General features: G+C 47.6%; 8 protein-coding genes. 4 read left to right on the top strand and 4 right to left on the bottom strand.

Annotation, left to right across the window (positions count from 1 at the left end; all coding sequences use genetic code 11):
• Positions 1-45 precede the first annotated feature (45 nt).
• The gene (locus tag CAP50_RS07935) at positions 46-945 is read left to right on the top strand and encodes a LysR family transcriptional regulator (protein WP_100749645.1); all 900 of its coding nucleotides are present in this window, start codon (positions 46-48) and stop codon (positions 943-945) included.
• Positions 946-1,093: 148 nt separating this feature from the next.
• Here CAP50_RS07935 and CAP50_RS07930 read toward each other — a convergent pair whose 3' ends face one another.
• Positions 1,094-2,275 carry an aspartate aminotransferase family protein gene (locus CAP50_RS07930; protein WP_075100870.1) on the bottom strand — a complete coding sequence of 394 codons (1,182 nt, stop codon included), beginning with the start codon at positions 2,273-2,275 and terminating at the stop codon, positions 1,094-1,096.
• Positions 2,276-2,317: 42 nt separating this feature from the next.
• Entirely contained in the window at positions 2,318-2,533 is a 216-nt protein-coding gene (locus CAP50_RS07925) for a DNA gyrase inhibitor YacG (protein ID WP_075100869.1), read from the bottom strand.
• A gap of 356 nt (positions 2,534-2,889) precedes the next feature.
• Here CAP50_RS07925 and CAP50_RS07920 point away from each other — a divergent pair, with 356 nt between their 5' ends.
• A complete protein-coding gene (locus CAP50_RS07920) occupies positions 2,890-3,567 on the top strand; it encodes a DUF938 domain-containing protein (RefSeq protein ID WP_100749644.1) in 678 nt (225 codons plus the stop codon).
• 161 nt (positions 3,568-3,728) lie between these two features.
• On the opposite strand, the gene CAP50_RS07915 is transcribed toward CAP50_RS07920, so the two are convergent.
• Positions 3,729-5,123 (bottom strand): ABC1 kinase family protein, encoded by a 1,395-nt coding sequence (locus tag CAP50_RS07915; protein ID WP_100749643.1) that lies wholly within the window; start codon positions 5,121-5,123, stop codon positions 3,729-3,731.
• Between the two features lie 294 nt (positions 5,124-5,417).
• Entirely contained in the window at positions 5,418-6,755 is a 1,338-nt protein-coding gene (purD, locus tag CAP50_RS07910) for a phosphoribosylamine--glycine ligase (RefSeq protein ID WP_100749752.1), read from the bottom strand.
• Between the two features lie 441 nt (positions 6,756-7,196).
• On the opposite strand from purD, the gene CAP50_RS07905 reads away from it, so the two are divergent.
• Positions 7,197-12,065: an NAD-glutamate dehydrogenase gene (locus CAP50_RS07905; protein ID WP_100749642.1), complete on the top strand. Its 4,869-nt coding sequence runs from the start codon at positions 7,197-7,199 to the stop codon at positions 12,063-12,065.
• Positions 12,066-12,159: 94 nt separating this feature from the next.
• On the top strand, positions 12,160-12,798 hold the full coding sequence (locus tag CAP50_RS07900) for an HdeD family acid-resistance protein (protein ID WP_100749641.1): 639 nt from the start codon (positions 12,160-12,162) through the stop codon (positions 12,796-12,798).
• Positions 12,799-12,836 lie beyond the last annotated feature (38 nt).

Below are 12,836 nucleotides of genomic sequence, written 5' to 3'. Positions count from 1 at the left end.
ATGGTTAAGTTATATTAAAAAACCAAATGCAGGTTAGGTGAGAATATGTTGGATAATTTACGCGGTATGGCTGTGTTCGCCAGTGTGGTTGGACATGGCTCCTTTAGTGGCTCAGCTCGTGAGCTTGGTATTACAACCAGTGCAGTCAGTCAGCAAATCCGTTCATTAGAAAACGAGCTGGGTGTGGTGTTATTGCACCGATCTACTCGAAAGCTTAGCTTAACAGAGGCAGGCGAGAGTTTTTATGAAGCGGCAAAAGATGTGGTCAGCGCGGCCGAGCAAGGGCGCATCAAAGTCAATCAATTGCGAGATGAGCTTGCTGGTAGCTTGCGAGTGGCGACCACCCCTGAGCTGGGCGTCAATCATATTTTGCCTGCGCTCTCGACATGGATGGCCGCCCACGATGACTTGAGCATTACCTATTTGGCAGACAACCATTATATCGATATGATCGACGAGCGTATTGATATTGCGGTTCGTATGAGTCCATCCATCAATGACTCGAGCCTGAGCAGCCATCCCTTGACTGATGTACGCCAGATGCTGGTTGCCTCACCACAGTATTTGCGTCAGCATGCCAAAATACAAAGCCCAAAAGACCTCAATGATCACCAGCTGATCTGTATCGAAATCATGAAAGACGCCAATCAAATTGATCTGATTCAGACTGAAACGGGCAAAAAAACCCGCATAAAAATGAACTCTCGTATCTATACCAATAACGTCTTTATGGCGACGACATTGGCCAAAGAAGGCCACGGTCTGGTGCGAATGTTGGAGATGGATGTTAAAAAAGAGCTAGAGAGCGGCGAGTTGGTAGAGGTGTTGACCGGTTATCAGCTGCCAAGCTTTGTGCTATATGCCGTTACTTTAAATCGCGAACAGCAGCCTGCAAAAATAACCCGTTGCCTTGAAGTATTAAAGAAGTATTTTCATGCCAACTAAAGCGTGATGCATCATCAATGCGATGATAGCTTTAGCAAAAAAAGAGCCTATAGATTTCGATTATCTATAGGCTCTTTTTTTAACATATCACAGTCAATTATTTTAGTAATCAATGATCACTGCTGGTCTGAGGCCGTGTTTTATCGCTTTACCATGAGGACTTTAATAGCTCAATCAAACGATCAGCGACCTGTGCACTCTCATCACGTTTCATATTTAGTGGCGGCAATAAGCGTATCACGTGGCCACCCGTGACGTTGATGATAAGCTTTTGCTCATCGCGTGCACGATTCACCAGCTGAGTACAGTCCATGTCCTCAGGTAACACGACACCGATCATCATACCTGCGCCGCGCGCACTGACGCCATACTGTCCTAGTGCATCGACTAGCGTCTCACGGATGAACTGCCCTTCGGTGACAGCATTATTCATGACATCAGTATTGGCGAGTACATCATAAACACTATGCACCACACGACTTGCCAGCGGTGTACCGCCGTAAGTTGAGCCATGGCTGCCCGCGCCAAACAGCCCATTGGCACGGCCACGTACCATACAAGCACCTACAGGAAAGCCATTTCCCAAGCCTTTTGCCGTCGTCAAGACATCAGGGCGGGCATTGCTGTGCTGATAAGCGAAGTATTTGCCAGTACGGCCATTACCTGTTTGTACTTCATCGAGCATAAACAGCCAGTTGTGTGCATCACATTCAGCCTGTAGTGCTTCTAAATAACCAAAGCCATTTGCGGCGGTATTTAGACCACCTTCTCCTTGAATAGGCTCTACCAAGATAGCGCAAATCTCATCGTGCTTTTGCGCAGCTTGTTTGATGGCTTCAATATCGCCAAATGGCACACGGATAAAATCCTCATCTAAAGTGTAAAATCCTTCGCGAGCTTTTGGGTTGGCGGTGGCTGACAACGATAGCAATGTGCGGCCATGAAACGACTGTTCCATGACGATAACTTTTGGACGGGCAAAGCCTTGCTGGTTGGCGTATAAGCGTGCAAGCTTTAAAGCGGCTTCGTTTGCTTCAGCACCGCTATTGGCAAAAAACACACTGTCCATCTGCGCGGCGGTGCATAGCGCTTCTCCAGCGCGCTCTTGCCAATCGATACCAAATAAGTTGCTGGTATGAACCAAAGTCGCGGCTTGCTGCTGAATAGCGTCTGTCACTTGTGGATGGCAGTGCCCTAGGCCACAAACGGCAATGCCCGTCAGCGCATCTAAATACGGGGTATCGTCCTTAGTATACAGCCAACTGCCTGAACCACGAGTAAAGCTGATTGGTTGACGGTTATAAGTGGGCATCAGGTAAGTTGCAGACATAGTAAACATCCTTAAGATGATAAGTGAGTAAAAAAGTAAGTGTTAGAGTTCGTCAGAAAAAGGCGTGGTTTCTGCAGGTAAGGTGTATTCTTCGTTTGCCCAAGCGCCTAGGTCGATCAGTTTGCATCGACTGCTACAAAATGGCTTGTACTTATTGTCTTGCCAAGCGGTCTGCGTGCCGCAGCGGGGGCAAGGATAAGTCTTGGGGCGCGTACTTGGATTACTTGAATTGGCTGGGTTGGAGGTTGATTCGGTCATAGTCGGTATACATGCATCCTTAAATTTATGATTATCAGCTTGGCAAGCGTATGGGTCAGTCATGAGCTGATTGAGGCCAATTTAATGCTGCTAAAATGCGCCCTCAGTCTGCCGAGTAAACGACAAATAGCAAAAAACGTCTAAAGGTTTGCCAGACCAGATAGCATGAAGGTATCAGTGCTATTTGTTTGATGGTTATCTATCTCAGTTTTATCGCTTTTTTGATAAGAAGACATTCCCAAAACAGGGAGGTGGGAAGCATGACTTGCCAGCGTTATATTACTATTGTCGCGGATTGACTATATAATAGCATGTGGCCGAATAATGGCAAAAGACAAATGCTTTAAGGATAGTAGATGACCGAACATATCGAGCTTACGCACCGACAGCAGCGTGCCTTTCAAGCAAACAAGCTCTCAGCACCGCGCAGCTTTTGTATTCCTCCAATCATACAACAAACGACAAACCCTGCGCCCTTACTCTTAGAGATTGGAGCGGGGAAGGGCAAGCATGCGCTTAGCTTCGCCGCCGAGCACCCAGACCAGCACTTGATTGCCATTGAGCGTACGCGCAACAAATTCGATGCTTTTGCAAAATTGGCCGAGCGCCAAGCATTGCCGAACCTAGATGCGATACATGCTGATGCGATCGCCTGGATTGTCCATGCGATAGAGCCGAATAGTATCGCCAAGATCTTTATTCTGTACCCCAATCCTGAGCAGCATAACCCCAATCAGCAGTGGTTAAACATGCCGTTTTTTGAGTTTTTATTATCACGTTTGCAGGTAGGTGGAGAGATCATATTGGCCACCAATATTGAGAAATATATGGATAATGCCGAGCAGCAGGCGACGAAAGTATGGTGCTTACCCAATGAGCGCTACAAGGTATCACAAGATAGCCAGCGTACCCACTTCGAAGTGAAGTATCTGGCGCGCGGTGAGATATGCTGGGAGCTCTGTATGCGTAAGCCTGCCGGCTACAATACCAGATTTGATCAATGGCGAGCGAATCTAAGTACTCATAAAAGTTAAGAATAGCCTAAGTAAAAATAGAGAACAAAGCTTGCATAAACCTACAAGGCTAAATAAACTATATAAAATAGCCTAAGCAGATAAAATTGAATAAAATAAAACCGCCTCTAAAAGAAAGCGGTTAAAAAGTGGTGCTTAAATTTAAGCAAAAATCGCTAGAATTATAAATAAGGCTTTACCAATTTATCAGAATCAGTATAAGCATCTAGTACTGTCAAAAATGTATATGCACCAATAAACTTACGACTGATAAACATGAACTCTTTTGGTGGTAAATTGAATTCAAAAGACTGCATGGCACGACTAGCCTTTGATGAGAGGCGAGAATGCAATTTACTATTTGCCCAAATATAGCGGCTGTCAGCATCTAGACATTCCGCTGGAATATCAGGGTTGGTCGCAGGATTGCTAAAGGGTTCTGTGGCCAATAGGAATAGAGCAGCGATATCAGATTTGACCTTTTGACTCATGCTATCAAAGAAGTCATAACCAGTCATGGCTCGCATCATGGACTGATGGTCATGGTGATAGCCAGCTTTTAGTAAACCATGAGCGATGCTCAAGAGGTGATTGTCAAACTGACGTATCGCGCCAAAATCCAACAACACCAATTTGTCGATATCGTCTTCGTTTTCACTAACGCGTACCAGATAGTTACCGAAGTTAGGATCTGTCTGCATCTCACCCCAAACAAAAACCTCTTTCATCATGATTTCGATAGCGGCTTGACCAATGGCGTTACGGCGCTGATGCGACAACTGTTGCAGCGATGTAGAAACCACTGTGATTCCTGGCTCATAGGACATGCACAGCAGACGTTTTTTAGAATACGTGCGATTGATTTTGGGTACGATATAACGTGGATCATCTTTTAGACGCTCATAAAAACGCTCTGTCGTGGCCGCTTCTGCTTCGTAATCTACCTCATGATGGAGTAGGTCGCGTATCTCCTCAAACCAAGCATCAAGCGCTCGCGTTTGCGGCACGATGTTACTAACCTTTAATAACTGTTTAAACAAAGCCAAGTCTGAGTTGATGGCATCCGCGACGCCTGGATACTGTACTTTTAGCACGACTTGCTCACCTGTGGCAATGACGGTGGCACGGTGTACTTGAGCCAAAGACGCTGTACCGATAGGGGTCGGATCAATCGTCAGCTCGCTTATTTTATCACCCAACAATGTATGAAGCGTTTGCTCAATCGTTGGCCATGATAGCGTGGCGGTATCGTCATTGAGCGTTTGCAGCGCACGCGTAATCTCGGGAGGCAGTATGTGCTCACCATATATTGCGAGCATCTGGCCGATTTTGACCACGGAGCCCTTTAGTTTGCCAAGCTCGGTAGCAAGATAGTTTGCTTGTGTCTCCATAAAGGCTTGGTTGCGTGCGGTGCGTGCTTCTTTATTTAAAAACATACCAGACACGCTGTTGCCCGCCCAACGACGCCCAATATTTAAGGAGGTTTTGGCAATCGACATCCGGCGCTCAAACCCTGAGGTTTTTAGGTTATCGATAGAGTGCTTGGTACTAGAGGGTTTAGACGTATCGTGTGCCATAAATATAATCATTCATCCGGTTGCTATTGATTTGCGGGCATAAAACCTACAATACAAGGGACATGCGATGGTCGGTACAAAATTGTATCATAGAAACTGCCTTGGGTTGATGAAGCGATGCGCTCTGATAGCAGTTACTTTGTAAGCTCAGTGCATGCGGCTAGTCATCACAGATGCAGCGATGCAGCATAAAGAAAATCAGATCTAGCATGACACTAGATCTGATCAGAGTTACGATAATAAGCTAAAACAGCAAATGCGGTAGGCTAAAGTTGGCCCACATTTATCGCCATTTTATGAGCGGCTGTTTTCGCGAGCGATAGCATGATGACCAATATCACGGCGATACTGCGCCCCATCAAAACTAATCGCACCAGTGACTGCCAACGCCGCTTGCTGCGCGTCCGAGATGTTATCTGCCAAGGCGGTCACGCATAGGACGCGGCCACCGTTGGTCACGACTTCTTTTTGATGATTGGCGTTTTGATCTTGCGCCTCTGCGTCAGAAAACGCGGTGCCAGCATGGAAGACTTTGACTGAGCTGGCATTGTCGGTATCAAGCTCTGGCAAGCCTGCAATGACATCGCCTTTCGATGAGCTTTCAGGATAGCCTTTAGAGGCAATGACAATACCAAGAGCAGGGCGCGTGTCCCATTTGGCAGCACTCGGCAGCTGACCTGCCAGCCCTTGCGCGACCAAGTCGACCATTGATGACTGCAGGCGCATCAAGATTGGCTGAGTTTCTGGATCACCAAAACGGCAGTTGAACTCGATAACATAAGGGTCGCCTGATTTGTCAATCATCAGACCAGCATATAAAAATCCGGTATAAGGATGACCTGCAGCTTTCATGGCATCAACCACAGGCTGAATCACTTTTGCCATTACTTTATCATGCACCGTTTGGGTGACGACGGGGGCAGGAGAGTATGCACCCATGCCGCCAGTGTTAGGGCCTGTGTCACCTTCATAAGCGCGTTTGTGATCTTGGCTGGTCGCCATAGGCAAAATGTTGTCACCATCAATCATACAAATAAAGCTGGCTTCTTCGCCCTGCAAAAACTGCTCAATTACCACGCGGCTGCCAGCATCGCCAAACTTGTTGTCCGCCAGCATATCATCGATGGCTTCGTAGGCTTGTTCGATCGTCTCTGCTACGATAACGCCTTTGCCTGCGGCCAGACCGTCTGCTTTGATGACAATCGGCGCGCCTTGCTCATCGATATAAGCTTTGGCAGCAGCGGCATCGGTAAAGCCTTGATAGGCGGCGGTTGGGATGTTGTTTTGCGCCATAAATTCTTTGGCAAAGGTTTTTGAGCCTTCTAGCTGCGCGCAATATGCCGTCGGCCCCCACGCTTTGATACCAGCATCGCGGCAAGCATCGACGATGCCTGTGACCAGCGGTGCCTCGGGCCCAACGATGACCATATCGATGGCATTGGCTTGACAAAACTCAATCACACCGCTGTGCTCGCCATTGGTGTCATTTAATACGACATTTTGGCACTTAGGCTCTAGAGCAGTACCTGCATTACCTGGTGCGACGTAGACATTTTTGACAGTGTCGTCTTTTGCACATTGCCATGCCAGCGCATGCTCGCGGCCACCTGAACCAATCACCAAAATATTCATCATACATTTTGCCCTTAGTATTATTGCCTTTAGTATTCGCCGTGTTCAGCAAGAAATGTGAATCATTGACGCACTGTTAAATATACTGCCGTATTCTAACAAAAAAAGCGCAGCGATTGCCATGAGTATCCGCCCGCTAGCCTATATTGCACCATCTGATTCCAAAACCACTGACTGTTTCATTATTAAAGGTTATCGACATCGCGCTGATTCATGAAATGATGTTGTACACTTTAGCTGACGCCTGAGGTGCGTTAAACTGCCATAGATTGACGGTGTTAAGTCTGACCGGCTCTATGTTTTTAAACAGACGCGTCAAAAAGGAGAAAATCCACATAAATCAGACATAAAAAACGATAGCGTTATGGACAGCGAAATAGCACAGATTAATAAATTCAAATAAATATCAGTATGCTACATATATAAAAAAGGACAAAGGACATGCCAAACTCTCTGAATATCGCCGAAGAGCGCATCAGCCAGATAAGCGATATCGCCACCAGTTATGTACAAAAGGATAAATCGTCATTCGATCGCTTTATTCATAGCTATTATCAGCCGCTCCATCAAGAGACGGCAAAGGCTATCAGCAATGCTGACTTAGCTGGCATGGCGCTTCATCACTTTACTTTGCTCAAAGCTTACGATGGCAGCAAGCCGCAATTGTCGGTGCTCAACCCGAAGGCCGAAGAGCAGCATTTTCATAGCTCACATACCGTCATTCAAATCGTCGCCTATGATCGCCCGTTTTTGGTCGACACGATTTTGATGAGCCTAGAGTCTGAAGGTATCGATGTTCATCGTACGTACAACATCATTATCAATGTCGAGCGCGACGATGAGGGCAATCTCACACATATTCATAACGCGCACGAAAGCGCCACCTCGCACCTGTCGATGATTCATTGCGAAATCGCCTATCAGGACAGTGAAGACTTAGCCGCCCTCCAGCAAATGCTATTAAATAAAATCGACACACTCGATGCGGTTGTTGGCGACTGGAAACAAATGCGTACGCAGTTGATGGAAGTCAAAAACGAGCTGGCCTGCAAGCCCTTGCCAGAGGTGTTTTATTCTCAGCAAGAGATTCAGGCGTTTTTAGAATGGATATTGGACGATCATTTTATTTTCTTGGGCTACCGCGAGTATCGTCTGGAGGGCGGGCAAGCCATCGAGGTAGATGTAGATAGTGTCGATAATAAGGACAACGCTAACTCTCATGATAAGCCTACGGACTTAGACTTGTTTGCGATCGGCAATAGTGGCCTTGGGCTACTGCGCGGCGCTAAGGAAGACAAGCTATCAGAAAGCTTTAGCCAACTGCCCACCGTCCTAAAGCAGCTGCTGACCGAGCCGCGCGTCTTGATGCTGTCCAAATCAAGCCGAGTCTCGCCTGTACATCGCCCTGTTTATATGGACTTTTTGGGTATTCATAAGTTCGATGACAACGGCAAGCTGGTCGGTGAATATCGCTTTATTGGACTACTGACCTCACAAGCCTATCAGCTCACTGTGCAGCAAATACCGCTACTGCGAGAAAAAGCCAATAAAATCATGGCAATGGCGGATCTACCGCGCGATGGTCACGCCCATCACAAAATGATGCATGTCATCAACACCTTGCCTCGCGATGATCTGTTTCAAGCCAGCGTAGAAGAGCTCTATCCTATCGTCTCTGGCATCAGTCAGCTACAAGACAAAAAAAGCCTACGCTTATTTAGCCGCGTCGATCATTATCAGCGCTTTGTCTCCTGTTTGGTCTATATCCCGCGCGATAAGTTCAACACTGAGCTGCGTATCAAGGTGCAAAACGTATTAAAAGAAGCTTATGGTGGCACATCATCTGGCTTTACCACGGAGTTCAATGAATCGGCCCATGCCCGCGTACACGTCCATGTGCGCACCGTGCCAGGTCAAGTAAAAGAGGTCAATACCGCCGCGCTTGAAGACAAGCTCTCAGCGCTGATGCAATCTTGGAGCGACAATTACCAAAAAATGCTGCTAGATAATGTCGGCGAGCAGCAGGCCAATGCCCTAAACCGCCGTTTTATGAGCCATATCCCAGCCGCGTATCAAGAGCGCTTTGATGCGCGTACGGGTGTGGAGGACATCAAACGCTTGGCAATCTTGGATGAGCAGCCGATGATTTGGCACCTATACCAATCAACAGGCGACGCTAGCAATCAGCTACACTTAAAGCTCTACGGCCGCGAGCAGCCAGTTATCTTATCAAAAGTACTGCCTATCCTTGAGAATTTTGGGGTGTCGGTGATATCGGCGCAGACATATGAATTTGACTTGCCAGAGCAGCCCATCTGGATGCAAGAGTATGAGCTTATGCTCGAACACGTGGATGCGGTCAATATGCAAGTGGTGCGCGGTCAGTTTGAGGACAGCCTTAAGCAGATTTGGGCAGGGCGGGTCGAGAGTGACTCGTTTAACGAGCTGGTGCTCACGACCAAGCTAGATACCTTTGATGTGGTAGTGCTGCGCGCCTTATCACGCTATATGGTACAAGCTCGTGCGCCGTTCTCTAGTACCTATATCCAGCAAACGGTGGTCAAAAACAGTGACATCAGTGTGGCACTCGGTAGCCTGTTTGATGCGCGCATGAACCCCAAGCATGATGATGAGAGTCGCGTCAAAAAAACCGCTGAGATCGAAGAGCAGATCTTATCAGCGCTGGCGGATGTCGATAGCCTCGATGAAGACCGTATTTTGCGTTGGTATTTGGATCTCATCAAAGCGATGGTTCGTACCAACTTCTATCAAACCGATAGCGAGGGTCAGCGTAAAGACCGCTTGTCGTTTAAGTTTTTGGCAGCCGATATCCCCAATCTGCCCAAGCCTAAGCCCATGTTTGAAATATTTGTTTACTCGCCGCGCGTAGAAGCGGTGCATCTGCGCGGCGGTAAAGTGGCACGCGGCGGTCTGCGCTGGTCAGATCGTATGGAAGACTTTCGTACCGAAGTGCTCGGCTTGGTCAAAGCGCAGATGGTCAAAAACGCGGTGATCGTTCCTGTCGGCTCCAAGGGCGGTTTTATCGTCAAAACCAAAACCATGGCTGATGGCCGCGATGCCTTCCAAGCAGAAGGAATTGCCTGCTATCAGACATTCCTGCGCGGTATGCTTGATGTCACCGACAATATCGTCGATGGAAAAATCGTCCCGCCAGCCAACACCGTGCGTCATGACGAAGATGATCCGTACTTGGTCGTCGCCGCTGACAAAGGCACAGCAAGTTTTTCTGATATTGCAAATAGCTTAGCAAGCGAGTATAACTTTTGGCTCGATGATGCCTTTGCCTCTGGTGGCTCGGTTGGGTATGATCACAAAGCCATGGGTATCACTGCCCGAGGCGGCTGGGAGTCGGTCAAGCGTCACTTCCGTATGCGCGGCATGGATATCCAAAACCGCGATGACTTTACTGTAGTCGGTATCGGTGATATGAGCGGTGATGTCTTTGGTAATGGCATGCTTAGATCCACCCACACCAAGCTGGTCGCCGCCTTCAACCATTTGCATATCTTTATCGACCCTAACCCAGACACTGCGACGTCGTTTGCAGAGCGTGAGCGCTTGTTTGAGATGCCGCGCTCGACGTGGGATGATTATGACAAATCGCTTATTAGCCAAGGTGGCGGCGTGTTTTCACGTACCGATAAGAGCATCCCTATCAGTACTGAGATGAAAGCGCTGTTTGATATCAGCGAAGATAGCTTGGCACCCAATGAGCTGATCAGCGCATTACTAAAGTCACCTGTCGATCTGATCTGGAACGGCGGTATTGGTACCTATGTCAAAAGTGAAAACGAGACGCACGCCGATGTCGGCGACCGCGCCAATGATGCTGTTCGGGTCAATGGTGGTGAGCTGCGCACGGCGGTCGTCGGTGAGGGCGGCAACTTAGGCTTTACCCAGCAAGGGCGTATCGAGTACGCACAGACGGGCGGGCGCATCTATACCGATGCGATCGACAACTCAGGCGGGGTCAACTGCTCAGACCATGAAGTCAATATCAAAATATTGCTTGGCAAAGTCGTTGAGCAAGGTGATATGACCCTAAAGCAGCGTAATGAGCTGCTAGAGTCCATGACGGATACCGTGGCCGAGCTGGTACTGCGCCAAAACTACCTACAGCCCCAAGCGATTGAGCTCAGTCATATCCGTGCAGCCGCCAACTTAAGCGATCATCAGCGGTTTATTCAAATGCTAGAGGGCGAAGGTCGTCTGGACCGCGCTATTGAGTATTTACCATCGGATGAAGAGATTGCTAAACGCCAAAAAGCTGGGGTAGGCCTTACCAATCCTGAGCTGGCAGTCGTCTTAGCGTATGGAAAAATGTGGGTGTATGACAACTTGCTATTGTCTGATTTGCCAGATGAGCCATATTTTATCAATGAGCTACGCAAATACTTCCCTGATGAGCTGGCGACGCGTTTCTTTGATGAGATGACCCAGCACCGCTTGCACCGTGAGATCATCAGCACCTACCTGACCAACAGTGTGGTCAACCGGTTGGGTATCGAGGCGCTGTTCCGCCTGTATGAAGAGACGGGGCAGTCACTGGCAACCATCGTGCGCGGTTACGCCATCAGCCGTGATGTCTTTAATATCTCCAAAGCATGGAAAACGCTTGAAGTGTTAGACAATCAAGTGGACGCCACGTTGTTATTAAATCTAGAGCTGCGTCTGCGTGATGCACTAGAGCATGGCGTGGTCTGGTTTATCAATGCCTTTGGTCAAGACTTACAAGTCGCTGATATGATTGGCCGCTTTAGCGACAGTGTGGAAAAATTGACCAAATCTGGTGGGTTTATTGAGCAGCAATTTGCCGAGTATTTGCAAGAAGATGCCACAAGCTTGATGCAAGAAGATTTGGCCGAAAATGATGCAACGATGTTTGCGATGTTGCCATATCACGTGGATGCGCTAGATGCAGCATTGCTCGCTGAGCAATATGAGCGCCCTGTCGATAAAATCGCCACGTTGTACTTCGAGGCGTATCATGTCTTGCAGCTCGATTGGATGATGGATAATATCGCCACCTTACCGCAGCAAGACTATTGGGATCGCCGCGCGCGTCATGCGTTAGTCAATGAGCTGTCACGTAGCCTACGTATGCTGATGGACGCGATACTCTCAAAACCAGATGCCAAGCAAGCCTTTAGTGAATGGCGCTCGCGTCATACAGACCAATTGGCAGCGACTGAGGCTGAAATGGATAAGCTTGACGCCATCGATGGTGAGATTGGTTTATCGACATTGTCCGTGCTGATGAGCGAGTTGAGTAGTTTGGTGACAAAATAGGCTATTTGGTAAAGGATGGACACAGCAGTCGCTGCTATCCTTTATCATTCTCTTATTATTTATAACATCATAAAAGAGTGATAAAGGGGAGGTCATGAGTACGCATATCTTTAGAACCATTAGAAACTCAGTCAAACACTGGTATATACCGCTTATCGTTGGGGTGATTCTCATTGGGTTGGGGGTTTATACTTTTGTTTCGCCAGAAGCGTCTTATTTAGCGCTGGCTTTATTATTTAGTCTCTCGTTTTTGCTTTCAGGTATATTCGAGATCGTGTTTTCTATCGCCAATAAAGACGTGTTAGACAACTGGGGCTGGACACTGGGCTTTGGTATTTTGACCTTAGCCGTTGGTATGTTACTGTTCATCAACCCCGCCATTTCTATGATCTCTTTGGCGTTTTATGTCGGGTTTTTAATTCTATTTCGTTCTATTAGCGCCATCGGTTATGCCGTTGACTTGAAGCGCTATGGCATCTCAGACTGGGGCGTGTTGATGCTGATCGGGGTACTGGGACTAATATTCGCTTTTTTATTAATCTGGAATCCTATCCTCTCTGGCATGACGGTGCTTATTTGGACAGGTTTGGCCTTGATTACCAGTGGTGTTTTTAGTGTTTATCTTTCATTCAAACTTAAAAAGCTGAATGATCTGCCCAATAAAATCTCTGATAGGCTGCGTAATCAGATAGAGTTGGTGCAACAAGAAGTCAATGAAGAGCTAAGAAGATAACCCGAAAACAGTCTTATGTTTTAAACCAAAGCCACCGC

Origin of the sequence: Psychrobacter sp. L7 (genome assembly GCF_002810365.1) — a bacterium.
Classification (GTDB): Bacteria; Pseudomonadota; Gammaproteobacteria; order Pseudomonadales; family Moraxellaceae; genus Psychrobacter; species Psychrobacter celer.
This window is presented reverse-complemented; position numbering and strand designations above follow the sequence as displayed.

What these genes read in the sequence shown, in the direction of transcription:
- CAP50_RS07935 (WP_100749645.1), top strand. Translation starts at nt 46, where the DNA reads ATGTTGGATAATTTACGCGGTATGGCTGTGTTCGCCAGTGTGGTTGGA.
- CAP50_RS07930 (WP_075100870.1), bottom strand. Translation starts at nt 2,275, where the DNA reads ATGTCTGCAACTTACCTGATGCCCACTTATAACCGTCAACCAATCAGC.
- CAP50_RS07925 (WP_075100869.1), bottom strand. Translation starts at nt 2,533, where the DNA reads ATGACCGAATCAACCTCCAACCCAGCCAATTCAAGTAATCCAAGTACG.
- CAP50_RS07920 (WP_100749644.1), top strand. Translation starts at nt 2,890, where the DNA reads ATGACCGAACATATCGAGCTTACGCACCGACAGCAGCGTGCCTTTCAA.
- CAP50_RS07915 (WP_100749643.1), bottom strand. Translation starts at nt 5,123, where the DNA reads ATGGCACACGATACGTCTAAACCCTCTAGTACCAAGCACTCTATCGAT.
- purD (WP_100749752.1), bottom strand. Translation starts at nt 6,755, where the DNA reads ATGAATATTTTGGTGATTGGTTCAGGTGGCCGCGAGCATGCGCTGGCA.
- CAP50_RS07905 (WP_100749642.1), top strand. Translation starts at nt 7,197, where the DNA reads ATGCCAAACTCTCTGAATATCGCCGAAGAGCGCATCAGCCAGATAAGC.
- CAP50_RS07900 (WP_100749641.1), top strand. Translation starts at nt 12,160, where the DNA reads ATGAGTACGCATATCTTTAGAACCATTAGAAACTCAGTCAAACACTGG.